A 22583-nucleotide genomic window follows, 5' to 3' on the forward strand; every position below is an offset into this window, starting at 1 on the left:
GGGGTTTTTTATGCCCTCAGCCAAGAAGCCTAATTCAGTGCGCCCAGATCGCCGATCCGGGCCGGCCCCAGGAACAGACCGCCATCTTGCAACAGGAAGGGCAGGGCGATGCCCTCATCCCGACGCGGCGCCATCATCGCGGCGAGGCGCAAGGCTGCGCCCTGTTCGTCATAGACCAGCCGGGCGTCTTCCAGGGCCGAGATCAGACTTTCAGGATCAGACACGACCACGCTCAGCCGTCCGGCCGGGCGGATCTGGCGATCCAGCGTCACCTCTCCCGAACCCGTCAACGCCGCCGGGCCCCAGTCCAGACGTGTCTGGCGGATGATCAGACGTCCATCCGCGCGGGTCCAGGCCAGCGGGTCGCCCTCCAGAGACAGGGTGTCAAATTCGGTCAGGACACTGTCGAGCTGCAACAGCTGGACAGTCTCGCCGAACGCAGCCTGTAGCGGATTGTCCAGTCGGGAGGCGTCAAAGCGCAGACCTTCCACAATAAACCCGCTGAGCAGTTCTCCGGTCTCTGACATGCGCCCGGTCATCGCGAGGCGGTCCACGGCGGAGGCCAGCGGTTGCGGTCCTGACAGCGCTTGCACCGTGAGGCCCGTGATCTCGGCTCCGATCTGGCGGGTGACGCCGTTCCGGGTCATCAGGCTGAACTGCGCCTGCTCGCTCAACAGCTCGTACTGCGCGTCTTCGGCGCCGATCACAGTGTCCAGCACCACGCGCTCGTCCAGGCCGACAATCCAGTGATTGAGGTTGTAGAACTGGGCGCTGGCGGTGGCGTGCTCGACAGAAATGCGCCAGCCCCCAGCACTTGCGGGAGCCGAGACGTCATTGTCAGACAGATGCAGGGTGAAGCGGAACGGATAACCGCGCACGTTCATCGCGCTGTACTCGATTGCGTATCCCGCTTCGATCTTGTCTTCGATCCAGGCTTGCGCCGATTGATGGATCCGCCCGGACATCATGACCCAGTAGACCGCGTGCACCAGGATCGCGGCCGCCAGCAGGGCGAAAGGCACGTAAAGACCAAGCCGTGACGGCGGTGTGTCGGTGGCCGGTTTGCCGATCATGCTGCGTCTTTCTGGTTCGTGTCCGTCAACAGGGCGTCGGACGCGGTTTCAATCCGGGTTTGAAGTTCGGTCATGAAGGCGTCTTTGCTCAGTCCCGGCTCAATAGCGGGCAGAAACTCGACAATGATCAGTCCGGGCTTGCGTACAAAACCATGGGGCGGCCAGTACAGACCCGAATTGAGCGCGACGGGCACGCAGGGTGTTTTCATGGCGTTGTACAGTCCGATCACGCCCGGCTTGTAGGTGTCGTGTTCACCCGGCTCAAGCCGGGTGCCTTGGGGGAAGATCACCACCTGCCGACCTTCGGACGCCCGCTCCCGCGATTGCTTGAGCATGTTGCGCAGAGCCTTGGCCCCGGCGGCGCGATCCACTTTGATGTTTTTGAGCTTCATCGCGTACCAGCCGAAGACGGGCAGGTAGGACAATTCCTTTTTCAGGATGATCGCGGGATCGTCGAGAATCGCCCAGAAGGCCAGGGTCTCAAACATGGACTGGTGTTTGGAGGCGATCAGCGCGCCGCCCTCAGGCAGGTGCTCGCGGCCCCGCACCTCGTAACGGATGCCGCAGATCCAATGCAGGCCGCCGAACACCAGCGCCAGATAGAGCCGCATGCAGGCTTTTACGCCAGAGCGCGGCCCCAGCAAGAAGGGCGCGCATAACAGGCCCATCACAAGCATCAGCCCATACATCCAGACGACAAAAATTGCTGACCTGAGTGCGGCCACAGGCATCTCCCCGACAGTTCAGAAGCGCTTAAAGCGTGCGAAAGCGTTCGCGTCCATAGACGGCGGCGTATTTTACATACTCCACCATCCAGCGCCGGGCCTCGTGGCCGCCGCTCCAGGGCGCCGGCGCGGGCACGCCATAGGCGCTCAGGCGCACATCCGGCATGGCCGCCTGCAGCTCTAACAAGGCGCGCGGCATATGATAATCGCTGGTGACCACGATCAGATGCTCATAGCCGTGTGACCGCGCCCAGGCGGCGGTCTCGGCGGCATTGCCGATGGTGTCAGACGCTTGCAATCCGAAATCCACACAGCATTCAAACAGGTCTTCGGACGCGCCGGCGGCGGCGGCGATGTCGGAGGGCGGACTGTCGGGGTTCACCCCTGAAATCAACAAGCGCTGGCCTGATCCGTCTCGCAACAAGGCGGCGGCTGAGCTGACCCGGTTCGGTCCGCCTGTGAGCACCACAATGGCTTCTGCACGAACCGTCGCCTCGGGCATGAAGGTGCGCGCCTGGCGCACGAACAGGGCGAAGCCCACCACATAGGCGGTCAGCAGGATGAAGGCGGCAAGCCTGAAGAACCGTCCGCTGCTCATATCCATCTCGCCTTCAAATCACTGGCGACGGCGGAGCGCGCCGCCAGGGCTGCGATCAGCGCCGCGATCAGGGCGGCCAGGGGCGGGATCAGCAAGGCGCTCCAGCCCAGCTCCAGCGTGGGGACGAAGAACAAACCGCCTGACGCTGCCCCCGCTTGCGCGAGCCCCAGGGCGGCGAGCGCTGCAGCGGCTGAGCCCGCCAGCCCTGATTTCAGGCCCAGAAAGAAAAACCGTTCCTGGAACAGGCCGGTGACATAGCGGTCCGGCGCGCCGACCAGATGCAGGGCTTCCGCCACATCCCAGCGCGCGGCGAGCGAGGCGCGGGCGGCGAACGCGACCACGGCGGCGGCGGCGACCGTCAACAGCAGCACCAGTCCCAGCGCAAAATAGCGCACGGCGTTGGCGGCGCGCTGCACCGCATCTTCCCAGCGCTGATGATCATCCACCAGGATCTCATAGGGTTCGTCAGATAACAGGGCTTCAATTGCGCCTGTGGCCGGTGGAGCCTCGGCGTCGATCTGAACCGCGACCAGACGCGGGATGGGCAGGTCTTCAGGCAAATCCGCCGAGCCAAGCCAGGGGCTGACCAGGCGCTCGGCCTCGGCCCGATCCAGCGCGGTCACTCCTGTCACGCCGGGCAGGCGGGCGATGGCCTCAGCGGCGGCCACGGCGTCCGCATCCGCGTCCCGCCCATCACCGGGCAGGATCTGCACCGTGATTTCAGCGGTCAGCTGATCGGTCCAGCCATCCGCGGCGCGCCAGGCGCCTGCCGCGCCAAAGGCGGAGAGGCAGGCGAGAAAGACCAGGATGGCCGCCACCGCAAACAAGGGCCGGTCTCGCCCCGAATCAGGGGGCAGCAAGGGGGCGACGCGCGGGGATTTGCTCTGCTTTTCACTCATGCGGCGCGCACCTTGCCCACCAGCCGGCCGTCAGACAGCTCCAGAACCGGGGCGTTCAGGCTGTTGACCAGGGTCAGGTCGTGGGTGGCCATCAGAACGGTTGCGCCCAGCCGGTTCAGCTCGACGAACAGGCGCAGCAGACGGCGCGCCATTTCCGGGTCCACATTGCCCGTAGGCTCGTCCGCAATCAGAAGATCCGGCTTTGAGATGACGGCGCGGGCGATGGCAGCGCGCTGTTGTTCGCCGCCTGACAAGGTCGAGGGGAACGCGTCCATACGCTCGCCCAGCCCTACCCAGGCTAGGAGTTCAGCCACATCCTCGGCATAGGCGGAGCGCGCCTGACCCGCCACACGCAGGGGCAAGGCCACATTGTCAAACACGGTGAGATGGTCGAGCAGGCGGAAATCCTGAAACACCACGCCGATTCGCCGACGCAAGGTCGGCAGGGCGTCGCGCGGCAAAAGCGAGGCGTCCCGGCCGAACAGATTGATCAACCCGCGGGACGGCCGTTCAGCGCGATAAATAAGTCGCAGCAGAGAAGACTTTCCCGCGCCGGACGGACCGGTGAGGAAATGGAAACTTCCGCTTGGTAACTCAAAGCTTAGGTCGCTGAGCACTTCGGGCCCCCGACCATAGCGCATGCCCACGGAATCAAAGCGCACTGTCGTCTCATTGGCGTGAGCTTCTGGTGTCGTATCGTTCGGGTTTGAGCTCATGGGTCTGGCGTACCGCAGCTTGGCGAGAATTCGAAACTGACTATGCAGGACAAGCGAGGCGTCCGTCCATGATCGTGACCTGTCCCAGCTGCGAGGCGAAATATCGCGTGGATGCAGCAGCCCTGGCCGCCCGCGGCAATAAGGTGAAGTGCGCCGCGTGCGCGCACTCTTGGGTCGTGGAAGATGAAGGCCTGACGCTGAACGAACCCGTGGAGCCGAGCTTTGATGTGAGCGAGGCGGCTCCCGAACCCTCTGCTGCGGAGTTTGAAGACGATCCTGCGCCGTCCATTCGCGAAAAGCCGGCCGCCGCCGTGCGCGCCCGCGCCGAACAACAGCGCCGCAAGCAAGCCATGGCTGTCGAAGGCGCAGGCTGGGCAGGCGTCGCCGCCTGTGTGGCTGTCGCCCTGATCAGCGCGGTGATCTTCCGCGTCAATATCGTCCAGACCTGGCCGCGTACCGCTGGCGCCTATGCGGCGGTGGGCATGGACATCAATCCCTACGGCCTGGAAGTGGGCATGCTGACCGCCAGCTTTGAAGACGGCGGGCTGTATGTGGAAGGCGTTCTGGAGAACATCACTGGCGGGGAACGCCCGACCGTGCCGCTGAACGCCCGTGTGCTTGATTCACACGGCGCGGTTCTGAACAGCTGGCCGGTGCAGCTGGAATCTGCGGTTTTGCCGGGCGGCGGCGCCGAGCGGTTCTACACCAGCCTGGACACCGTGCCCGAGAGCGCTGTGCGGGTTGAGGTGATTATTGCGGAAGCGGGTGTGGCCGATCTCGCAGACGCTCAGGCGCATGAGGGTGAAACCCACGCTGCGCCAACATCACACGAGACACCGGCTGCAGAAGGCGAACATGGGTTTTCAGATCATGGCCAGCCATCTGCCGAACCGCATGCATCCGAGCATCACTGAGGCTCAGAAACGCTCCAGCAAGCGGTCGATATAATCGAGCTCTTCCTGGGGGCGGCCACGTTCGGCGGCGCGGCGGCGCAGTTCTTCCAAGATGTCACGGGCGCGCTGGCGCTCGCTTTCACTGGGTAAATTGGTGTCCTGACCTTCAGCAGCGCCGCGGCCGAGCGGATCTGAGCCCTCGCCGTCTTCGCCCTGGCGCAGTTCTTCTTCCAGCGCCTGGGCTGCGGACTGGGCGGCGCTGCGCAGACCCGCCAGCGCTTCATCCTGTCGCGCCAGAGCATCCTCGCCATCGCCTTCGCGCAGGGCGCGGGCGGCGTCCTCCATGGCGCGGCGTGCGTCATCGAGCGCCTGACGCGCCTCTTCCCCGGCCTCCCCGCCGGAGAGTGAATCGTCCACATCGTCCAGGCTGCCGGGCAGGTCTTCTTGCGGCCCGGCCAGATCGCGCAGGCTCGCGCCTCCGCCATTGTCCTGACGCTCAAAACTCTGGGCGCCATCATCTTCAGGTCCGCCGCCGGGCTCAGCCTCGCCCGGCGCCAGCGGATCAGACAGGGGATCGCGGCCTGTCTCGCCGTTCTGGCCCTGTTGGCCGTCACGCTGGGCGTTGAAGGTATCCTCCATCAGACCGCGTTGTTCGGTGATGGTTTCGCTCAACTCTTCCAATGCTTCGCGCAGGGCCTGAGCTGCGGCGCTTTCCCCCTCGCCGTCGCCATCGCCCTGACCCAGGGTCACCTGCATGTTGCGCAGAAGTTCTGCGAGCATGGCCAGAGCCTGTCGCGAACCTTGCGTATCGCCCAGCTCCGTCGCTTCACGCAGGGCTTCCAGCAATTGCTCGAGCATGTCCGCGCTCATGCCGCCGCCTCCGCCCTCGGCGAAGCGGCCCGCCTCGGCGGCTTCGCGCATCAGAAGCTGCATATAACGGTCCATGGCCTGCTCGAACGCATCCAGAAGAGCGGAGATTTCGATCTGGTCCGCCCCACGCGCCAGCGCATCCGCCAGAGCGCGTTCGGCGGCGGCGAGGGCGGCTTCCGCATCCGCCAGACTGCCCAGTTCCGCACGCAGGGCGATCTCCCACAGATCGCTCTCCATATGATCAAGTTCGCCCAACTCACGCGCCCGGCGGACTTCCATCAAGGCGGTCCGGAGTCCCATCCAGACGATGGGATCATCGAAATAGCGCGGCGGCGCGTCGCTGGCGGCGTTCAGCGCCAGCGCCAGTCGCTGGACTTCATCCGGCGCGCGTTCCAGGCGGCGGCGGGGCTGATCATCGAGAAAGCCGGTATTGCGCGGCGGTCCGTCGGGCATGGCCGCATAATCGTTTGAGACCTGGAGAAAGCGGCGGCGTTCACTGGCGACAGAGCGCGCCAGCGGATCCAGAAACACGCGCTGGGGCAGGGTGATCGTCATGTCGCCGCTTTGCCCACGCTGACCGGCGCCGTCGACGCCCGCCAGACGGATCACCACGCGCTCGCCGGCGAGCGGATCGCGCGACAAGTCGATCTCGGCCAGGCTGAACCCGTCCTCCTCGGAGGGACGGATCTGGCCGGGGCTGATCTCATAGCGCTTGAAGTCTGACACGGTCGCGCCGTCGCTGCCCGTTGCTTGGGCGTATTCAAGATAAATCGTCTCCAGCCCGTAATCGTCTTCGGCGACGAATTCGAGTTTCAGCCGGCCTTGTGCATCGCCTTCGGGTTCCGCGGCGAAGGTCAGACGGGGCGGCGTGTCCTCAATGAGGGTTAGATCGACAGTTTCGCGCAAACGCCCGGCGCGCAGACTGATCACGCCATCTGATTGCGGTTCGATGCGCGCCAGCTGTACGCCGTCTGAGAGGGTTTCGGTGCTGGATGGCGCGCCGGAAATGCTGGGCGCGCGGTTCAGGCCTGCGATGCGGGCGAACAGCACCGAGCCTTCAGGAATCTCCGCGCTGCGCCGGTCGCGCAGGAACAAGGCGGGGCGGTTTGTGTAGTCCGGCGCCTCAACCCACAGATCCACGCGCGCATCCTGTCCTCCGCCCGCCAGCAGGCGTGGCGCAAAGGCGTCCGACAGGCGCGGTCCCGCCAGCTCGCCGGACAGGAACGCGCCGGTGAGCAGAACCAGCATGACGCCGGCGCGCAAACCATAAGGATCAAGTCGGCCCCAGGCCGCTTTCGGGCGACGCGCATGGGCGTGTTCGAGCCGGGCCTTCATGCGCGCGATGTGCGCGTCCCACAGGGCTGGATCGCCGGACGCCGGAACATCGCGCATAGCCTCGAACGGGCGGTCCGTCAGGCCGCTATCATCCTCGATCCGGCGTTCGATTTCGGTCTGGTTCGGCCAGGAAAAGGCAGGCAGGCGCCAGCGGATGAAGGCGGCGGCGCCGCCAAGGGTCAGCGCCAGGCTGATCAGACGCCATGGATCACCCAGACGCTCGAAAACGCCGAACAGAGCCAGCGCGAGATACAGGCCCAGCAGAGCCGCCGGGCCGATCAGCACCGGGGCGGCGCGCTCCCATAAAAGCGCGGCGCGGGCTCGGAAGAAGGCGGTGGCGCGTCGCATGATGTGAAAGCTAGACCGTCAGGCGCGGGTTTGCACGGGGGAATGGCCTAGCGCGTTTGCTCACTTGCAGTGGGTTCGGGTTCAACCTGTTCAGACGCTTCATCATTCTCATAGGCGCGCTCGTCCGCGGTGCGTTCGTCCGCGCCCCAGAAGGGCGGCGGGCGTTCAAGATCGCCGCGAATGCCGCACCCGGACAGCACCAGAGCCGCCGCGAAGCCCAGAAAGGCGAGGGTCAGTCGTTTCATGCCGTCTCTCCATCATCGCCGCTGGCATAGAGGTCCAGCTCGAATTCGAAATGCTCCTGCCAGGCTTTCACCTGTTCCATAACCCGGACCGGGGCCGTGCCGCCATAGCTGGTGCGGCTTTCCATCGAGGCGCGGGCGGACAGGACCGAGAAGACCCGGTCGTCGATCTTCGGCTCGATGGCCTGATAGTCTGATAGCGGCAAATCCTTCAGCGGCAGGCCCTTGGCTTCGGCGGCCTTCACGGCCGAGCCCGACACATGGTGGGCGTCGCGGAAGGGCATGCCCAGCTCACGCACCAGCCAGTCGGCGAGATCCGTGGCGTCGGAATAGGATTCCCCCGCCGCCGCTTCCAGCGTCTCGCGATTAAAGCTCAGATCGGCCGCCATGCCGGTCATCGCCGCGATGGCGAGCGCCAGATCGTCGAATGCATCGAAGACGAGCTGTTTGTCTTCCTGCATGTCCTTGGAATAGGCGAGCGGCAGACCCTTGCAGACGATAATCAGGCCTTGCAGCGCGCCAGAAATCCGGCCCGGCTTGGCGCGCACCAGCTCGGCGGCGTCCGGGTTGCGCTTTTGCGGCATGATCGAGCTGCCGGTGGAGAAGGCGTCCGTCAGCTGGGCGAAGCCGAACCGCCCCGACGTCCAGAGCACGATTTCCTCGGCGAAGCGCGACAGGTTCACCGCCGTGATGGCGGCGGCGGCCAGAGCCTCCAGCGCGAAGTCGCGCGAGGAGACCGCGTCCAGCGAGTTCGCCATCGGCACGTCAAAGCCAAGCGCGGCGGCGGTCATGCTGCGATCAATCGGGAAGGCGGTCCCCGCCAGCGCCGCAGCGCCCAGCGGACTTTCATTCAGACGATCACGGGCGTCCAGAAGCCTACCCCGGTCGCGTTCCGCCGCTTCGACCCAGCACAGAAGGTGGTGGCCCAGAGAAATCGGTTGCGCGGTCTGAAGATGGGTGAAGCCCGGCATGACCCAGTCGGCATGGGCTTCGGCCTGTTTGACCAGCGCTTCCTGGTAAGCGCGCAGGCCCTGGGCGGCGTCATCGAGCGCGCCGCGCAGCCACAGCCGGAAATCGGTGGCGACCTGATCATTGCGCGAACGCGCGGTGTGAAGTCGTCCCGCAGGCGCGCCGATTTTCTCTCTCAGCGCCGCCTCGATATTCATGTGGACGTCTTCAAGCTCGGGCTTCCACTCAAACTCACCGGCGATGATGTCATCACGGATGGCGATGAGGCCGGACGAGATGGCATGCTCGTCTTCGCTTGAAATCACGCCGCAGGCGGCCAACATCCGGGCATGGGCGAGGGATCCGGCGATATCCTGTTCAAAAAGTCGTTTGTCCACGTCCACAGACGCATTGATCGCTTGCATCACGGCGGAAGGTCCGGCGTTAAATCGGCCGCCCCAGATGCCGCTAGCTTTTGCGTTCTGGGATTTTACATCTTCGGTCATGGGCGATGCGTCCTTGGGCGGGGTTCTGAAGCGGAACCGGTAGGAAAGAGGGTCGCTATGAAAGCGCCGAGTTTGAAAACAGGCATTCTCACAGTCGGCGCGATTGGCGTTGCTGGCATCCTATACGTCATTTCCAGCGCGCTTGTCAGTTCCACCCATGGTCCGCTCGACAGTTTTGCAACCGGCGAAATGTCAAAGTTTCGCACCGTGCCTGAAGCGCCCGAGCAGCCGCGCAACACGCTGATCACCGGCGAAGGCGATGAGATCACCCTGGCCGACATGCGCGGCAAGATCCTGCTGGTCAATTTCTGGGCGACCTGGTGCGCGCCCTGCGTTGTCGAAATGCCCTATCTCAATGAGCTGCAGGGGGCGTATGGCTCAGATGATTTTGAGGTGGTGACCATCTCCATGGATCGCCGGATCGAAGAGCCGCAGGCGTTTTTCGAAGAGTATGAGCTTGATCATCTGAACTTTTATTTTGATCCGGGCATGAGCATCGCCTTCGGCGTCATGGGCAGCGCCAATCGCGGCCTGCCGCTGACCATTCTGTATGATCGCAACGGCGTCGAGATCGGCCGCGTTGCGGGCGAGGCGGAATGGAACAGCCCGGACGCCTACGCCCTGATCGAGGCGGCGCTGGAGCGGTATTAACCCGCATTCACTTGCCTTTTGCGCGATAGAGCGTCCCCAATGAGGTTTTCAGTCTGGGGAGGACGGTCTCATGAAAAACCTGTTGATCGCTGGCGCGGGTGTCGCAGCACTGAGCTGGGTCATGCCCGCGCACGCTCAGGAGACGCCCGGCGAGGCCGTTGAGGCGCTCTATGAGGTGATATCCGGTCCGGTGGGGGAGCCGCGGGACTGGGAGCGTTTTCGGACGATGTTCCTGGACGGCGCGCAGATGACCGTGCTGGCGCCTATGCCCGAAGGCGAGGAGCGCGTGGTGACGCTGACTGTCGAGGAGTATGTCAGCCGCAATGCTGAGCGTCTGTCCGAGATGGGGTTCACCGAAGCTGAAACCCGTCGACAGACCCATGTCTATGGCGGCCTCGCCACAATTCTCAGCGCCTATGAAGCGACCCGTTCGGATACGGGCGAGACCTTTGCGACCGGCGTGAACACCATCGTGCTGGCGCGCGAAGAGGGCGTGTGGAAAGTTGCGAGCCTGGCCTGGCGGTCTGAAACCGAAGACTGGCCGGTTGAGCGAGCATTCGAGGCGCAATGACACACTCACAAGATATTGCAGCGGCTGAGGCTCTGTTTGATCAGGCCCAGAAACAGCATGGTGTATTGGCTATCCTTCGTTCAGCGTTGAACCTCGGCGCTCTGATCGGCTTCAACGGCAGAACGCGCAATAATCGCGTGAAGGCTCTACGGCGCTCAAACCAGTCAAAGATGTTGGCGCAAGGGCTGTCAGGCCTGGGGGCCGCGGGGCTGTCTTATTTCAATGGACTGGCGGTTGTGAACAAGGAGCAGGCCGAGGCGGCGTTCCGGTATACGGCCATCGTCAATTTCACGGCGCCCATCACGGTTCTCGTGATCTTCAACCAGATCATCGAGGGCGGGCTCATGGGTGTGTTTGAGACGGCCTCGGAGTTCGATAGTTGGAAATTCGCCGCGTTGGCGGCGTCCTTCATGACCGTTGTGATCGGCGTGATTTCCTATGCCTATATCGGCGCCCAGATGGCTCGGGACATCCTGCACCTGACCACTCTGGAACAGGCGCGACGAGGCGGCTTCAGCGCAGCTGCGCCAGACGAGGATGACGGGATGGTCGAGCCGGCCGATCTGTAGTCTGGCGTCCAGAAACAGAAGGCTGGCCGGTCGAGCGCGCGTTCTCGGCGCTTTAGCGTCTAGTCCTCGGGCGTGTCGGAAGGCGCTTCGGAGGGACCGGGCACGTAATCGAGAATGTCGCCGGGTTTGCAGTCAAGATACTCGCACATCATCTCGAGATTCTTGAACCGGATGCCCTTCAGCTTGCCGGACTTGAACAGGGACAGGCTGGTTTCGGTCAGGCCCAGATGTTTGGCGAGATCCTTGGACTTCACCTTCCGTTTGGCCAGCATGACGTCGAGATTGATGATCAGGGGCATGGCGGTCACAGAAACTGCTGGTTTTCAGACAGGGCGGCCTGCCCGCGTCTGAGCTCACGGCAGACCAGAAACAATACAAGGCTGATCGCAAGAAAAGTCAGGGACTGCATGTCCAGCACGAGTGCGATGCCAACAGCGCCCGCGCGCCAGTTGGCGAGACTTGCGAGCAGGACGTCCCCGACCACACTCAGTCCAGCATAGACCGCCAGACCTAGCGCCAGCCGGGTGATCGCGCTGATGACGGCGTCGGGTCGTTCCTGCGCCGTATCGAGGGCGCGGACCGCGCCCCGCAATAGCCAGAGCACGGTCAGTAGCGCCGCTGTGGTCAGACTCGTCAGGATGAAATCGCTCAGGCCAACGTGCGGGCCAGACGCGCCAAGGCTGTAGACGACCTGGAACCAGCTGCTGTCGAGATTGAACGCGGCGCCCAACCAGTACGACAGATGCGCGAGCAGGACGAGCGCGGCCCAAAGCAGAATGCCCGCTTGCAAAAGACGTGACCGAGACATGCTGGAAATCCAACTCCGATTGACATAAATTTAAATACGATTTAAAGAAATCGCAATCCGGCAAAGAGATGCGAGGTAAGCTCGCACAGCCGGTTGGTTGTGTCGAACAGAAAAACGAGATCAGACATGAACGGTCAGGTTCAGCTGCGCGAAGCGGCTTTGAGCATAGTCGCCATCATCGGCGGCTATTTCCTTGTGGGCTACGCCCTCAAATTCACCCTCGGGCATGCCGCCATAGGCGGTTACGCCATTTCCTGGAGCGTCTGGGCGTCTTTGATCCTGTCGCTTGGGGTGATGGGGTTCGTGTGTAAGCGCCGGGGTGCGCTGGACAGTCTGGGGCTGTCGCGTCCTCGCTCGATCCTCAAGGGTGGGCTGACCGGCCTTGTCGGAGGGGTGGTGATCTTTGCGGGCGTGGCCCTGCCCGTCTCCCTGTTGAGCGCCGCCGGCCTTATCAGCCCCCCAGCAGCCGCGTCCTCGCTTCTGGTGGAGGGGCCGAACGCCCAGCTCAGTCTGGCGCTGTCGCTGGCGGTCATGTGGATCAACGCCGCCTTTGGCGAAGAGCTGCTGTTTCGCGGTTTTCTGATGAACACGCTGATGCGGGCGCTGGGAGACACCCGCCGGGCCGGGGTCGCGGCGAGCCTGATCATCGCTCTGGCCTTCGGCGTGATGCATATGCCCTCTCAAGGGCTCTATGGCCTGGTGGTCACCGGCATTGTGGGCTTCCTGATGGGATTGCTGTTCCTGTTCGGTAAACGCAATCTCCTGCCGGTCGTCATCGCGCACGGGCTGATCAACACGGTGAGCATGATCGCGGCCTCGGCCGGTTAGGGCTCAGCGGGTAGAAAGCACAAAAAACCCCGGAAGCGCGGCTTCCGGGGTTTTCTGTTTTCAGCTGAAGCCGCGGCTTAGAGGCCGACTTTGCCCAGCTCGGCTTCGAACTCGGGCACAGCCTGGAACAGGTCGGCGACGAGACCGTAATCGGCGACGGAGAAGATCGGAGCTTCCTCGTCCTTGTTGATCGCGACGATGACCTTGGAGTCCTTCATGCCGGCCAGGTGCTGGATCGCGCCGGAAATCCCGACGGCGATGTACAGCTCAGGCGCGACGACCTTGCCGGTCTGGCCGACCTGATAGTCGTTCGGCACGAAGCCCGCATCCACAGCGGCGCGCGAGGCGCCGACGGCGGCGTTGAGCTTGTCGGCGACCTTTTCGAGAATGGCGAAGTTCTCGCCATTGCCCATGCCGCGACCGCCGGAGATGACGATCTTGGCGGCGGTCAGCTCGGGGCGGTCCGATTTGGACAGCTCTTCGGAGACGAACTCGGAGTTGGCGGAAGCCGCAGGCGCGTCGAGGCTCTCTACGGACGCCGAACCGCCATCACCCGCCTTTTCAAAGGTGGTCGGGCGCACGGTGATGACTTTCTTGGCGTCGTTGGACTTCACCGTCAGCATCGCATTGCCCGCATAGATCGGACGCACGAAGGTGTCAGCGCTTTCAACAGCGGTGATGTCGGAAATCAGCATCACGTCGAGCTTGGCGGCGACGCGCGGCATGAAGTTCTTACCCACGGTCGTCGCCGGGGTGAGAATGGCGTCGTAATCGCCAGCGATGGAGACCACGACGGCTTCCATGGCTTCGGCGAGCTTCTTCTCGAGCGTGTCGGAATCCGCGTGCAGGACCTTGGAGACGCCGTCGAGTTTGGCGGCGGCGTCGGCAACAGCGCTCGCGCCCTTGCCGGCGACCAGCACATGAATGTCGCCGCCGATCTTGGAGGCCGCGGTCACAGCGGCGCGCGTGGCGTCGTTGAGTTCCGCGTTGTCGTGCTCAGCAATAACCAGAACAGTCATTTTAGATCACCCCCGCTTCGTTCTTCAGCTTGTCGACCAGCTCTGCGACGGTCTCGACCTTGACGCCGGCTTCACGCTTGGGCGGCTCGGAGACCTTGACCACGTCCAGGCGCGGCGTGATGTCCACGCCGAAATCGTCCGGGGTCTTGGCGTCGATCGGCTTGCGCTTGGCCTTCATGATGTTGGGCAGAGACGCGTAACGCGGCTCATTCAGGCGCAGATCGGTGGTGATGATCGCCGGGGACGGAATGGCGAGGGTCTGCAGACCGCCGTCAATCTCGCGGGTCACCTTGAAGCCGGAATCGGTTTTCTCGACTTCAGAGGCGAAGGTGGCCTGCGGCCAGCCCATCAGGGCGGCGAGCATCTGACCGGTGGCGTTGGCGTCGTCGTCAATCGCCTGCTTGCCCAGAAGGACCAGCTCGGGGGATTCCGCTTCCACCACGCCTTTGAGGATTTTCGCCACGGCGAGCGGTTCAACCGTCGCGTCCGTGGTCACATGGATGCCGCGATCCGCGCCCATGGCGAGCGCAGTGCGGATCGTCTCCTGAGCCTGGGCCGGACCGATGGAGACCACGACGATCTCTTCGGCGACGCCCTTTTCCTTCAGCCGGATCGCTTCTTCGACAGCGATCTCGCAGAAGGGGTTCATGCTCATCTTGACGTTGGCCAGGTCGACCCCGGTCTGATCCGGTTTGACGCGGACCTTCACGTTGTAATCGACTACCCGTTTGACGGGGACGAGGATCTTCATCGACGGCTCCGGTTTCTCTTCGTTTGAACTGCTCGGCGCGAGGGAGCCGATTGCTCCCGAGACCTGGCGCCGACTATGGTCAGGCTTGAACTTAGGCGCGGAAACTGCCCTTGCCACCCCCATAAGTCAACGCGGCATGCCTGAAGGTCCGGACAAGACGTTGCAGCGCAGCACTCGGAACCTGCGACAGCCGCCTCACCCTGCGGGGAGCGGACATGAAAACGGCCGGCGCTCACGATGGAGGCCGGCCGTTGATCGCGCCATCAGAAACAAGACGCTTCTGGCTGATTATTCTTCAGTGACGACGGTCAGCTCGGTGTTGATCTCGATGCGGACTTCATCAGAGACAGCCGGGGCCGCGTAGCCCAGACCCCATTGCGAGCGAAGAATCTCGCCGGTGGCTGTGAAACCTGCAGTGGGGGTCTCGGAGAACGGGTTCGGGCCGCGCTGGTTCAGCGTAACGTCCAGGGTCACCGGATGGGTCTGACCCAGCAGCGTAAGATCGCCCATCATCTGGCCGGTTTCGCCATCCTCGGTTTCAAAGCCGGTGGCGACAAAGCGCGCGGTCGGATATTCGGCGATGTTGAACAGGTCCGGCGAGCTCAGATGGCCCACGAAACGGTCCTGATCTGCGCCAACCCAGAAGCCGTCTGCAAGATTGAACGTCACGTCCACAGTGGAGTTCGCAGGCTCTTCAAAGTCCAGCATCAGAACGCCGTCGAAATCGGTGAACTGGATGGCCTGATGGGAGAACCCCAGATGGGTCCAGGTCGCGCGGATCGCAGTGTGAGTCTTGTCAAACTCGTACTCGACCGGATCAGCGAAAGCTGAGGGGGTGAGTGCGGCGGCGCCCAGGAAGGCCGCGAGCGAGGCGGCGGCGTATGCGGTCTTCATCATGCTCTGTCCCTATATGTGAACTGCGTAACTGCGGCGACGGGCCGCACGCTGATACATAGGGAGGGGCGCCCGCCTATTGCTACCCGTCTGGCGTGAATTTCGTTGTTTCCGGAATGGAAACGCTTCACGAGTTGGTGAGCGGGCGGCGTTTTCGAGCGTCAGCGGTTCGCGCCGGGAATCCACTTCACATCGCGCGCGCCGTCATCATTGGCGATCCGCGCCGCCACGAACAGATAATCAGACACACGGTTGAGATAGGTGATCGCCGGCGCGCCCACGACGTCGCCCCGGCTCGCCAACTCGACGGTCCGGCGTTCGGCGCGGCGGGCGATGGTGCGGGCCAGATGCAGGCGCGCGGACAATTCCGCGCCGCCGGGCAGAATGAAGCTGTCCAGCGGTTCCAGCTTTTCATTGTGGGCGTCGATGCGCGCTTCCAGCCAGTCGGTCTGCGCAGGCGTCATGCGCAGAGGCTCCCAGTCGAGCGTTTCACCCCGGTCCGGTACGCACAGATCCGCGCCCAGATCAAAGAGGTCATTCTGGATGCGCGTCAGCTCAGGCGTCAGCGGGTGGTCGTCTCCTGCGCCGCAAACCGCCAGGCCTAACGCGGCGTTCAGTTCGTCCACCGCGCCATAGGCCTCGACCCGAAGGTCGTGCTTGTCGGTCTCGCTCATATCGCCCAGCCGGGTGCGGCCCTTGTCACCGGTGCGCGTATAAATTTTCGTGAGCCGGACCATGGCGCTCTCCTTTGATTGCACGGGCAAACTATCGAGCGGACTGAACTAGGACAATGGGCGGCTGCCGCCCATTGGTGTCACCTAGAAGTTACTCTTGACGGGGGCTTTTCAGGCTGGCAGAACTCAAAAAGTCACCTTTGCGTAACACACATCAGGAGCCTGACATGAAAGTCTTGTTCGCTGCGACGGCGCTGGCCTGCCTGCCGGTCGCCCATGCCCAGCCGCTGACGGAGTTGCAGTCAGTTGCGGATTCAGCGCTCACGGAAAGCGGCGCTCCGGCTGCAGGCGTGGCGTGGGTGACGCGCGCCGGGGAGCGCAGCGTCGCCGTGGCAGGCGTGCGCAGTCTGGACGCGCCAGACCAAGTGACGTCAGACGATCTGTGGCATCTGGGGTCAAACACCAAGGCGATGACGGCGACGCTTGCGGCGCGCCTGGTGGAAGCGGGCGTGATCGATTGGGACACGACGCTGGGCGAGGCGCTGTCAGACTTGGGGCTTGAAATCCGTGCGGAGTTCGGACCGGCGACGCTGGCGGATCTGCTGCACCATCGCTCCGGGCTGCCGGCTAATCTGGGACGGTTCTCGACGATTCGTTTTCTGGGATCCGATGACAGCCGCGACGTTCAGGAGGACCGTCTCCGCTACGCCGAAATCATTCTGGCGCAAGAGCCGGCACAGCCGCGCGGCGCGTTCGTTTATTCCAACGCCGGGTATGTCATCGCCGCATTGATGATGGAGCAGGCCGCGGGCCAGCCTTACGAGACGCTGATGCGCGAAGAGGTGTTCTCACCCCTGGGCATGGACAGCGCAGGCTGGGGGCCGCCGGGCGAGGTGGGCGCGAATGACCAGCCGCGTGGTCATGGCGCGGGCTTGTTTGGCGGTTTGTCAGCGCGAGAGCCGGACGAGAGAGCGGATAACCCGCCCGTTTTAAACTCGGCGGGCCGGGCGCATATGACCCTTGATGACGTGCTGGATTTTCTTCAGGCGCATCTGGCCGCTGAAGACGGGCCGTATCTCAGTGCGCGCAGTTGGGAGACCCTGCATCGGCCAGTGGGAGAGGAAGCCTACGCCATGGGATGGGGCGTCACCTCAGAGGGCGCGCTGGGCCATAGCGGCTCCAATACCATGTGGTTGATCCGGGCGCGCATCAATCCGGTGCAAGGCCGCGCTGCGGCGGCTGTCGTCAATGATGGACGGATTCAGCAAATGTCGCCGGTTCTGGGAGACGCGCTGACGCACATGCTGGAGGCGGAGACGCCCTAGGCGCCCAGCTGGTTTTTCAGCCAGAAGCCGGCGACCAGCACCAGAATGGCGACGAACTGGATCGCCACGCGCGCCCGCATGAGCTTGTTGGACCAGGACCGTCCGAACTCTCCACCCTTGAACAGGGAGAAAATCCCGACGCACAGGACAACAAAGACGACAACGAGCAGGATGTAGAGCAGGATATCGACGACTGTGATCATGTCGCTCATGTAGGCTGGAAGCCTCAAGCTGGCAATGGCGCGGTCTCAGACCAGTCAGAAGGTCGCACTACTTCCGCGATAGGATAAATAATACTCGCCTTTGGCGGGCATAATGAAGGCGCTGCCTGTTCATCTGAATGGAAAGCCCTCATACTCCGCGAATCGATGAATGCATTTAACGCCAGGACGAACGAAATGCGTGATCTTGCCGGGGGCCGCGTAACGCGCCGTGATATGAGGCGCGAAGCGACGAAGGCCGCTGTTCTTGAAGCGGCCGAAAAAGTCTTCCTGTCCCAAGGTTATGAAGGGGCGACCATCAAGGCCATCGCCGATGAAGCCGGCGTGTCTCCGGGGACCGTTCTGAACGCGGAACCCTCCAAGGCGGCTTTGCTGATGGCTATTCTGAGCAATGAAGTCGAAATCATTGCGGAATCTGTCGAGCAGATGGAAGCGGCGCTGTCAGGCGGTCTGGCTGACCGGATCATCGCGCTGTTGCAGATCATGCTTGAAGCCCAGTCGCGCAATAGCGAGCTGTTCGCCGCCGCAGTAGGCCATAGCTGGATGGTGGCCGACCCCACCTATCAAGCTGCATTTGACCAGATGGAGCTCGCCTGGCGGCCTATCCGTCGCGTCATTGAATCAGGGATCGCCTCTGGTGAGCTGCGACAGGATGTCAGCCCGGACACGATTATCGCTGTCCTCAGCGATCAGTTCCTGGGCGCGATGCGCGCCAAGCGCCGCAGCGAATACGAAGAGCGTCCCATGGTGTCTCTCGAGGAGCGCGTCCGCCTGGTGATCGAGGGAATTCTGACGCGCTAGGCGTCTAGGTTCTCCAACGCAGGACGGCGGGTTTGACGGGGTTCTTGAACGCCCGGCCTTCCGCCTTCGCACTCATCCATTCGCGCTTGAGCCGCCGGTACCAGACCATCAGCGTATCGGCGTCCGGGATCTGCATCAGCGGCGGATCATAGGACAGGCCTTCGCCTTGGAGCTTCATGATCCGGGCGTCCTGCTGCAGGAAGGCATGGGTGAAGGGACGGGCGATCAGCTTCACCAGGTTCAGGATCGGCACGTCCCAGTACATGATCTCGCGGATTTCACACAGATTTTCATCAATCGGCGTGATCGCCGCCAGCCCGATGAAGCCGTACTTCTCGTTGCGGATGGATTCCGAGCGCAGGCCGGGCAGCAGGAACTGGATCTCCACCCGGATCTCGCCGCCGATAATGTTGTAAATGTAGGAATTGACCGGCTTGTGAGAGAGCATGGTGAAGCCCATCTCGCTGGGCGCGTAATGCTTCTCTTTTTCCTTCAGCGTTTTGGAGCTGCGCCAGAGCGGGCTCTTGTGCACAAAAGGCGTATGGGCCGGGTCCAGAAGGCCGATCACGGCGTGGTCCTGGTGACAGGCCAGTTCGGCGCGCTGGACGAACTTCACCTTGCCTTCGCTCTGGCCCTTGTGAAGCACCATATTCTCAAAACGCGGCGGTTCGCTGTCGGGTTCGCTCGCCGGGTCGGTGGGCATATAGATCCAGACCAGCCCGTCCTGTTCGCGCAGGGCGTATTTGCGCACCTGGATCTTGCTCAGGTCAAAGGGCTGCCCCTCCACCAGTGACGGAATATGTGCGCAGCCGCCATCCGTGCGGAAGCGCCAGCCATGATAGGGGCATTCCACGGTCTTGCCGCCATCGGGCTCGTCCAGCATCTGTCCTGAAGACAGCGGCACGGCCCGGTGCGGACACAGATCGCGCAGGGCGAAGGGGGCGCCGCGCCCGTCGCGCCCCATGACGATGGGTTCGCTCAGGAACTTCTTCTTGTAGAGCTTGCCCGCTTTCAGCTCGTCAGACGTCATCGCCACATACCAGATGTCGCGGATCAGCGGGCCGCCCAAAGCGCGGAACGGGTCGTCGCCGGTCTTGGGCGTGGACGAGGCGCCCGGGGCGCTGGCGGAGGCGGAAGCGGCGGTGTCGGTCATGGGTCGGGTTTAGCCGCGCCTGCGCCCGGGGTCGAGACTTGAACGCCAGCGCGTTGTGCGGCGTAAACGCCGACCATGACCAGCGCGGCGCCGATCCATTGCAGCGGTGTGAAGGCTTCGCCGAACAAAACCCATCCTGCAAAGGCGGAGACCACGGGCTGGATCAGGATGATCAAGGTGGCGAGGGCGGCGGGCGTGTGGCCCAGCCCATAGGCGACCCCGCCCTGACCGCCCACATGAACGATCAGCGCCAGCGCCAGCAGCGGCCACCAGCCTGAAGGGTCCGGCGGCAAGAGCGGTTCATTGAAACCGGTCGCCACCAGAAGCGCGATGGGCGCGCCCACGAAAGCGGACCAGAACATGACCTCAACCGTCGCAGCGCCCGCCTTGCGCGCCGCGCGGATGCTGAGAATGTATCCGGTGTACCAGACGGCGGTCAGGGCGGAGAGGATGTCTCCGCTGACCCGTTCAGGGGCGAAGCGCACATTGCCGCCCGCCAGGCACACCGCGCCCAAAATCGCCAGTACGCCCGCGACGAACATGCCGCGCGTGGGACGTTCCTGAAACAGGAACCAGGCGGCGATCGCCACCAGAATGGGCGTCAGATTGGCCAGCAAGGTCGCATTGGCGGCGGTGGTGATCTTGATGCCGGCGTGCCAGAAGGCGAGATCGCCGGCAAAGAAGACGCCCGCCAGCGCCAGGGCGCGCCAGCCCGGCGGTTTGAGCTGGAGCGGTTCGCCTGCGCGTCGCCGTGCCCAGAGGCGTCGGCCCAGCAGAGCCGCGAGCAGCGGCAATCCCAGCGACAAACGCCAGAAGGCGATGGCTTGCGGGCCAAGGTCTGACGCTTTCACCAGAATGGACGCGAATCCCAGGATGGCGGCGCTGACAGCCAGCACGACGACGCCGGGGACTTGCAGGCGCGTAGACGAAGAATTCGGCATGGGCGAACGCCTGACAGAGAGTGAGCGCAATCAGATCAGGCCATTTGCTGGACCGGTTGGGGGCTTGTCCAGTTTTGTCTTTACGCTTGCGGCGCAGAAAGGGGCTGTGCGCCAGCGCTTTGAGTTTGCATAGTCGGCCATAAGAGATGGGGGATACGCATGGATGATCTTGGATCGACCGCCGGCGTCGTGTTGATCACACTGATCGCTTACAAGCTGGGGCTGATTTCGATCGGGGTGCTGGCGTCGCGCTTCACCCATGATGAAACCGACTTCTTTCTGGGCGGCCGCAAGATGGGACCGTGGGTGGCGGGCCTGTCCTACGCCGCCTCCACCTCTTCGGCCTGGGTGCTGCTGGGGTATACCGGTTTTGTCTATGATCAGGGGGTGCCGGCCCTGTGGATGGTGCCAGGCATTCTGGGCGCCTATGCCGTCATCTGGCTGTTTTTCGGCCCGCGCCTGCGCGCAGCGTCGGCACAGGACAAACACATCACCGCCAGCGATTACATGGCGGCGGGCGCGGGGCGCTGGAAGGTCTGGGTGCGGAGCCTGGCGGGTCTGCTCGTTTTGCTCACCTTCATGGTCTATATCGCCGCCCAGTTCGGCGCCGCGGCGATCGCGTTTGAAAGCCAGTTCAACCTCACTCATTGGGAAGGCGTGCTGCTGGGCGCCTGGGTCATCCTGATTTACGCCCTGATGGGCGGCTTCTGGGCGGTGTCGCTGACTGACACCCTGCAAGCGGGCGTCATGGCTGTGATCTCGGTGGTGTTGCCGCTGCTGGCTCTGATCAGTGCTGGCGGGATTGACGGTGTCTGGACAACGCTGTCCGCAACCATGCCCGCCGCCTATCTGGATCCCATGGGCGGTCGCGGAGTGTTCGCCTTTATCGGCTTTGCGACGGGGCTCGCTTCAATCGGGCTGGGCGCGCTTGGCCAGCCGCATCTGCTGGCGCGTCTAATGGCGGTGCGTGATGACAGGGCGCGCAAGCGCGGCTTCGCAATCGCCATCGGCTGGGGCGTGATCGTCCACGCCGGCATGGCGATCCTGGCGTTGTCTGGACGAGCGCTCGTCATGGACGCTGCGGACGGCGAGGCGTTGTTTTACCAGATCGCCGCGATGGTCTTGCCCGCAGTGCTGGCGGGGATCGTCATAGCGGCCGTGCTGTCTGCGGTGATGAGCACTGTGGATTCGCTGCTGATCGCGGCCTCGGCGGCGGCGGTGAACGATCTGGGGCTGGCGCAGCGTTTTCCGGGCCGCGAAATGCTGATTAGCCGCTCGGTGATGTCCGTGCTTTGCGCCTTGGCCGTGGCGCTCACCCTCAGCCTGCCCGCGTCGATCTTTGACCGGGTGCTGTTTTCCTGGTCGGCGCTGGGCGCAGCCTTCGGTCCTGTCATCCTGATGCGCGTCTGCTCGGTGGAGCCGCGCGGGCTGGCCATTCTGGCCTCGATCGTGTCCGGCTTTGTGCTGACGGTGGTGTTTTACGTCTTTGGGCAGGTCAATGGTGAGGCTTTGGGTGGTCTTCCGGCGCTTTTATCGCGCCTGGCCAGCACGCCCGGTGATCCGTTCGAGCGGATCTTCCCCTGGCTGATCCCGCTCGTCCTCCTCTTCACCTTCCGCCAATCCCGGAGCTGACGTCAATGACCGCGACCGCTTGCCCGACCCTGACCACCGAGCGTCTGATCCTGCGCGAGACGCTGTATGAGGATTTTGAGCCCAGCGCGGCGCTCTGGGGTGATGAAAACGTCGTGCGCTATATCAGCGGCAAGCCGTCGAGCCGCAGCGACAGCTGGGCGCGGCTGCTACGCTTTCCGGGCCTCTGGGCCTTGCTGGGCTATGGCTATTGGACGGTGATTGAGCGAGAGAGCGGACGCTTTGTGGGGCAGGCCGGGCTGGCTGATTTCAAGCGCGACATGACGCCTTCCATCGAAGGCGTGCCGGACGCCGGTTATGTCATTTCACCGGCCTTTCACGGTCTCGGTTATGCGACAGAAGCCATGCAGGCGGTGATGGGTTGGGCCGATGACGTGCTCAAGGCGCCTTTGACCTGCGCCATCATTCAAGATGAGAACACCGCGTCGATCCGAGTGGCGGAGAAGCTGGGCTTCGGGCGCGCGGAGACTGCCGATCTGAGCGGAACGCCCGTGACGCTGTACTGGAGGGACCGGCCCGCCGCTCCGTAAGAGCGCGGGCGCGGGTGGGACCCGCCGAGCGGTCGCGCAGGCTT

Annotated in this window: 26 protein-coding genes; 9 read left to right on the top strand and 17 right to left on the bottom strand. The window is 63.6% G+C overall.

The genetic code is table 11. The features are described 5' to 3' along the window. Positions 1 to 29: 29 nt before the first annotated feature. Genes G405_RS0109680 through ftsE form a run of 5 tightly spaced genes read right to left on the bottom strand, consistent with a single transcriptional unit; the run spans position 30 to position 4011 of the window. Entirely contained in the window at positions 30 to 1073 is a 1044-nt protein-coding gene (locus G405_RS0109680) for a DUF2125 domain-containing protein (protein ID WP_022701317.1), read from the bottom strand. Then, positions 1070 to 1798, bottom strand: coding sequence for a lysophospholipid acyltransferase family protein (locus tag G405_RS0109685; protein WP_028284710.1), 729 nt, complete (start codon positions 1796 to 1798; stop codon positions 1070 to 1072). The genes G405_RS0109680 and G405_RS0109685 overlap by 4 nt, the downstream gene beginning before the upstream one ends. A 28-nt stretch (positions 1799 to 1826) precedes the next feature. Continuing rightward, a complete protein-coding gene (locus G405_RS0109690; protein ID WP_028284711.1) occupies positions 1827 to 2402 on the bottom strand; it encodes a YdcF family protein in 576 nt (191 codons plus the stop codon). Then, complete coding sequence (locus tag G405_RS0109695) at positions 2393 to 3295, bottom strand: cell division protein FtsX (protein ID WP_022701320.1); 903 nt, start codon at positions 3293 to 3295, stop codon at positions 2393 to 2395. The genes G405_RS0109690 and G405_RS0109695 overlap by 10 nt, the downstream gene beginning before the upstream one ends. Further along, positions 3292 to 4011 carry a cell division ATP-binding protein FtsE gene (gene ftsE / locus G405_RS0109700; RefSeq protein WP_022701321.1) on the bottom strand — a complete coding sequence of 240 codons (720 nt, stop codon included), beginning with the start codon at positions 4009 to 4011 and terminating at the stop codon, positions 3292 to 3294. Before ftsE ends, G405_RS0109695 begins: the two co-directional genes overlap by 4 nt. Positions 4012 to 4079: 68 nt before the next feature. Between ftsE and G405_RS0109705 the strand changes: the two genes are divergently transcribed. Further along, positions 4080 to 4925: a zinc-ribbon domain-containing protein gene (locus G405_RS0109705; protein WP_022701322.1), complete on the top strand. Its 846-nt coding sequence runs from the start codon at positions 4080 to 4082 to the stop codon at positions 4923 to 4925. A 3-nt stretch (positions 4926 to 4928) separates the two neighbouring features. On the opposite strand, the gene G405_RS15645 is transcribed toward G405_RS0109705, so the two are convergent. The 3 genes from G405_RS15645 to argH are packed head-to-tail and all read right to left on the bottom strand — an operon-like array spanning position 4929 to position 9153. Beyond that, positions 4929 to 7457, bottom strand: a complete 2529-nt coding sequence (locus G405_RS15645; RefSeq protein ID WP_022701323.1) for a DUF4175 domain-containing protein — start codon at positions 7455 to 7457, stop codon at positions 4929 to 4931. Positions 7458 to 7504: 47 nt separating this feature from the next. After that, entirely contained in the window at positions 7505 to 7702 is a 198-nt protein-coding gene (gene lptM / locus G405_RS0109715) for an LPS translocon maturation chaperone LptM (RefSeq protein ID WP_022701324.1), read from the bottom strand. Continuing rightward, positions 7699 to 9153 (bottom strand): argininosuccinate lyase, encoded by a 1455-nt coding sequence (argH, locus tag G405_RS0109720; RefSeq protein WP_022701325.1) that lies wholly within the window; start codon positions 9151 to 9153, stop codon positions 7699 to 7701. The genes lptM and argH overlap by 4 nt, the downstream gene beginning before the upstream one ends. Before the next feature lie 57 nt (positions 9154 to 9210). On the opposite strand from argH, the gene G405_RS0109725 reads away from it, so the two are divergent. From G405_RS0109725 to G405_RS0109735, 3 genes are all read left to right on the top strand, one after another. Then, the gene (locus G405_RS0109725; protein WP_022701326.1) at positions 9211 to 9804 is read left to right on the top strand and encodes a TlpA family protein disulfide reductase; all 594 of its coding nucleotides are present in this window, start codon (positions 9211 to 9213) and stop codon (positions 9802 to 9804) included. Positions 9805 to 9874: 70 nt separating this feature from the next. Continuing rightward, positions 9875 to 10375: a hypothetical protein gene (locus G405_RS15650; protein WP_022701327.1), complete on the top strand. Its 501-nt coding sequence runs from the start codon at positions 9875 to 9877 to the stop codon at positions 10373 to 10375. Next, a complete protein-coding gene (locus G405_RS0109735; RefSeq protein ID WP_022701328.1) occupies positions 10372 to 10944 on the top strand; it encodes a hypothetical protein in 573 nt (190 codons plus the stop codon). The genes G405_RS15650 and G405_RS0109735 overlap by 4 nt, the downstream gene beginning before the upstream one ends. A 59-nt stretch (positions 10945 to 11003) precedes the next feature. On the opposite strand, the gene G405_RS0109740 is transcribed toward G405_RS0109735, so the two are convergent. Together G405_RS0109740 and G405_RS0109745 are read right to left on the bottom strand one after the other, a co-directional pair. After that, on the bottom strand, positions 11004 to 11243 hold the full coding sequence (locus G405_RS0109740; protein ID WP_028284713.1) for a helix-turn-helix domain-containing protein: 240 nt from the start codon (positions 11241 to 11243) through the stop codon (positions 11004 to 11006). Between the two features lie 5 nt (positions 11244 to 11248). Then, a complete protein-coding gene (locus G405_RS0109745) occupies positions 11249 to 11752 on the bottom strand; it encodes a hypothetical protein (protein WP_022701330.1) in 504 nt (167 codons plus the stop codon). A 126-nt stretch (positions 11753 to 11878) separates the two neighbouring features. Here G405_RS0109745 and G405_RS16575 point away from each other — a divergent pair, with 126 nt between their 5' ends. Continuing rightward, positions 11879 to 12580, top strand: coding sequence for a CPBP family intramembrane glutamic endopeptidase (locus G405_RS16575; RefSeq protein ID WP_022701331.1), 702 nt, complete (start codon positions 11879 to 11881; stop codon positions 12578 to 12580). Positions 12581 to 12657: 77 nt separating this feature from the next. Here G405_RS16575 and G405_RS0109760 read toward each other — a convergent pair whose 3' ends face one another. From G405_RS0109760 to G405_RS0109775, 4 genes are all read right to left on the bottom strand, one after another. Next, positions 12658 to 13599: an electron transfer flavoprotein subunit alpha/FixB family protein gene (locus G405_RS0109760; protein ID WP_022701332.1), complete on the bottom strand. Its 942-nt coding sequence runs from the start codon at positions 13597 to 13599 to the stop codon at positions 12658 to 12660. Between the two features lies 1 nt (position 13600). Beyond that, entirely contained in the window at positions 13601 to 14350 is a 750-nt protein-coding gene (locus G405_RS0109765; RefSeq protein ID WP_022701333.1) for an electron transfer flavoprotein subunit beta/FixA family protein, read from the bottom strand. Between the two features lie 288 nt (positions 14351 to 14638). Beyond that, a complete protein-coding gene (locus tag G405_RS0109770; RefSeq protein WP_022701334.1) occupies positions 14639 to 15247 on the bottom strand; it encodes a YceI family protein in 609 nt (202 codons plus the stop codon). Between the two features lie 158 nt (positions 15248 to 15405). Continuing rightward, positions 15406 to 15981, bottom strand: a complete 576-nt coding sequence (locus G405_RS0109775; RefSeq protein WP_022701335.1) for a cob(I)yrinic acid a,c-diamide adenosyltransferase — start codon at positions 15979 to 15981, stop codon at positions 15406 to 15408. Between the two features lie 164 nt (positions 15982 to 16145). On the opposite strand from G405_RS0109775, the gene G405_RS16580 reads away from it, so the two are divergent. Beyond that, positions 16146 to 17243: a serine hydrolase domain-containing protein gene (locus tag G405_RS16580; protein ID WP_022701336.1), complete on the top strand. Its 1098-nt coding sequence runs from the start codon at positions 16146 to 16148 to the stop codon at positions 17241 to 17243. On the opposite strand, the gene G405_RS0109785 is transcribed toward G405_RS16580, so the two are convergent. Continuing rightward, entirely contained in the window at positions 17240 to 17446 is a 207-nt protein-coding gene (locus tag G405_RS0109785) for a twin transmembrane helix small protein (protein ID WP_028284715.1), read from the bottom strand. The genes G405_RS16580 and G405_RS0109785 overlap by 4 nt on opposite strands. Positions 17447 to 17641: 195 nt before the next feature. Between G405_RS0109785 and G405_RS0109790 the strand changes: the two genes are divergently transcribed. Next, entirely contained in the window at positions 17642 to 18265 is a 624-nt protein-coding gene (locus G405_RS0109790; RefSeq protein WP_022701338.1) for a TetR/AcrR family transcriptional regulator, read from the top strand. A 4-nt stretch (positions 18266 to 18269) separates the two neighbouring features. Here the strand turns inward: G405_RS0109790 and G405_RS0109795 are convergent, their stop codons facing one another. Beyond that, positions 18270 to 19418 (bottom strand): aromatic ring-hydroxylating oxygenase subunit alpha, encoded by a 1149-nt coding sequence (locus G405_RS0109795; protein WP_022701339.1) that lies wholly within the window; start codon positions 19416 to 19418, stop codon positions 18270 to 18272. Then, positions 19415 to 20359, bottom strand: coding sequence for a DMT family transporter (locus G405_RS0109800; RefSeq protein WP_022701340.1), 945 nt, complete (start codon positions 20357 to 20359; stop codon positions 19415 to 19417). Before G405_RS0109800 ends, G405_RS0109795 begins: the two co-directional genes overlap by 4 nt. A gap of 159 nt (positions 20360 to 20518) precedes the next feature. Between G405_RS0109800 and G405_RS0109805 the strand changes: the two genes are divergently transcribed. Both G405_RS0109805 and G405_RS0109810 read left to right on the top strand, forming a co-directional pair. Continuing rightward, positions 20519 to 21991 (top strand): sodium/proline symporter, encoded by a 1473-nt coding sequence (locus G405_RS0109805; protein ID WP_022701341.1) that lies wholly within the window; start codon positions 20519 to 20521, stop codon positions 21989 to 21991. 5 nt (positions 21992 to 21996) lie between these two features. Next, on the top strand, positions 21997 to 22539 hold the full coding sequence (locus tag G405_RS0109810; protein WP_022701342.1) for a GNAT family N-acetyltransferase: 543 nt from the start codon (positions 21997 to 21999) through the stop codon (positions 22537 to 22539). The last annotated feature ends 44 nt before the right edge of the window (positions 22540 to 22583 follow it).

The organism is Oceanicaulis alexandrii DSM 11625, assembly GCF_000420265.1.
GTDB classification, from domain to species: Bacteria; Pseudomonadota; Alphaproteobacteria; order Caulobacterales; family Maricaulaceae; genus Oceanicaulis; species Oceanicaulis alexandrii.

Excerpts from the sequence above, each read along its gene's own strand:
- G405_RS0109680 (WP_022701317.1), bottom strand. The coding sequence starts at position 1,073 with ATGATCGGCAAACCGGCCACCGACACACCGCCGTCACGGCTTGGTCTT.
- G405_RS0109690 (WP_028284711.1), bottom strand. The coding sequence starts at position 2,402 with ATGGATATGAGCAGCGGACGGTTCTTCAGGCTTGCCGCCTTCATCCTG.
- G405_RS0109695 (WP_022701320.1), bottom strand. The coding sequence starts at position 3,295 with ATGAGTGAAAAGCAGAGCAAATCCCCGCGCGTCGCCCCCTTGCTGCCC.
- ftsE (WP_022701321.1), bottom strand. The coding sequence starts at position 4,011 with ATGAGCTCAAACCCGAACGATACGACACCAGAAGCTCACGCCAATGAG.
- G405_RS0109705 (WP_022701322.1), top strand. The coding sequence starts at position 4,080 with ATGATCGTGACCTGTCCCAGCTGCGAGGCGAAATATCGCGTGGATGCA.
- G405_RS15645 (WP_022701323.1), bottom strand. The coding sequence starts at position 7,457 with ATGCGACGCGCCACCGCCTTCTTCCGAGCCCGCGCCGCGCTTTTATGG.
- lptM (WP_022701324.1), bottom strand. The coding sequence starts at position 7,702 with ATGAAACGACTGACCCTCGCCTTTCTGGGCTTCGCGGCGGCTCTGGTG.
- argH (WP_022701325.1), bottom strand. The coding sequence starts at position 9,153 with ATGACCGAAGATGTAAAATCCCAGAACGCAAAAGCTAGCGGCATCTGG.
- G405_RS0109725 (WP_022701326.1), top strand. The coding sequence starts at position 9,211 with ATGAAAGCGCCGAGTTTGAAAACAGGCATTCTCACAGTCGGCGCGATT.
- G405_RS15650 (WP_022701327.1), top strand. The coding sequence starts at position 9,875 with ATGAAAAACCTGTTGATCGCTGGCGCGGGTGTCGCAGCACTGAGCTGG.
- G405_RS0109735 (WP_022701328.1), top strand. The coding sequence starts at position 10,372 with ATGACACACTCACAAGATATTGCAGCGGCTGAGGCTCTGTTTGATCAG.
- G405_RS0109740 (WP_028284713.1), bottom strand. The coding sequence starts at position 11,243 with ATGCCCCTGATCATCAATCTCGACGTCATGCTGGCCAAACGGAAGGTG.
- G405_RS0109745 (WP_022701330.1), bottom strand. The coding sequence starts at position 11,752 with ATGTCTCGGTCACGTCTTTTGCAAGCGGGCATTCTGCTTTGGGCCGCG.
- G405_RS16575 (WP_022701331.1), top strand. The coding sequence starts at position 11,879 with ATGAACGGTCAGGTTCAGCTGCGCGAAGCGGCTTTGAGCATAGTCGCC.
- G405_RS0109760 (WP_022701332.1), bottom strand. The coding sequence starts at position 13,599 with ATGACTGTTCTGGTTATTGCTGAGCACGACAACGCGGAACTCAACGAC.
- G405_RS0109765 (WP_022701333.1), bottom strand. The coding sequence starts at position 14,350 with ATGAAGATCCTCGTCCCCGTCAAACGGGTAGTCGATTACAACGTGAAG.
- G405_RS0109770 (WP_022701334.1), bottom strand. The coding sequence starts at position 15,247 with ATGATGAAGACCGCATACGCCGCCGCCTCGCTCGCGGCCTTCCTGGGC.
- G405_RS0109775 (WP_022701335.1), bottom strand. The coding sequence starts at position 15,981 with ATGGTCCGGCTCACGAAAATTTATACGCGCACCGGTGACAAGGGCCGC.
- G405_RS16580 (WP_022701336.1), top strand. The coding sequence starts at position 16,146 with ATGAAAGTCTTGTTCGCTGCGACGGCGCTGGCCTGCCTGCCGGTCGCC.
- G405_RS0109785 (WP_028284715.1), bottom strand. The coding sequence starts at position 17,446 with ATGATCACAGTCGTCGATATCCTGCTCTACATCCTGCTCGTTGTCGTC.
- G405_RS0109790 (WP_022701338.1), top strand. The coding sequence starts at position 17,642 with ATGCGTGATCTTGCCGGGGGCCGCGTAACGCGCCGTGATATGAGGCGC.
- G405_RS0109795 (WP_022701339.1), bottom strand. The coding sequence starts at position 19,418 with ATGACCGACACCGCCGCTTCCGCCTCCGCCAGCGCCCCGGGCGCCTCG.
- G405_RS0109800 (WP_022701340.1), bottom strand. The coding sequence starts at position 20,359 with ATGCCGAATTCTTCGTCTACGCGCCTGCAAGTCCCCGGCGTCGTCGTG.
- G405_RS0109805 (WP_022701341.1), top strand. The coding sequence starts at position 20,519 with ATGGATGATCTTGGATCGACCGCCGGCGTCGTGTTGATCACACTGATC.
- G405_RS0109810 (WP_022701342.1), top strand. The coding sequence starts at position 21,997 with ATGACCGCGACCGCTTGCCCGACCCTGACCACCGAGCGTCTGATCCTG.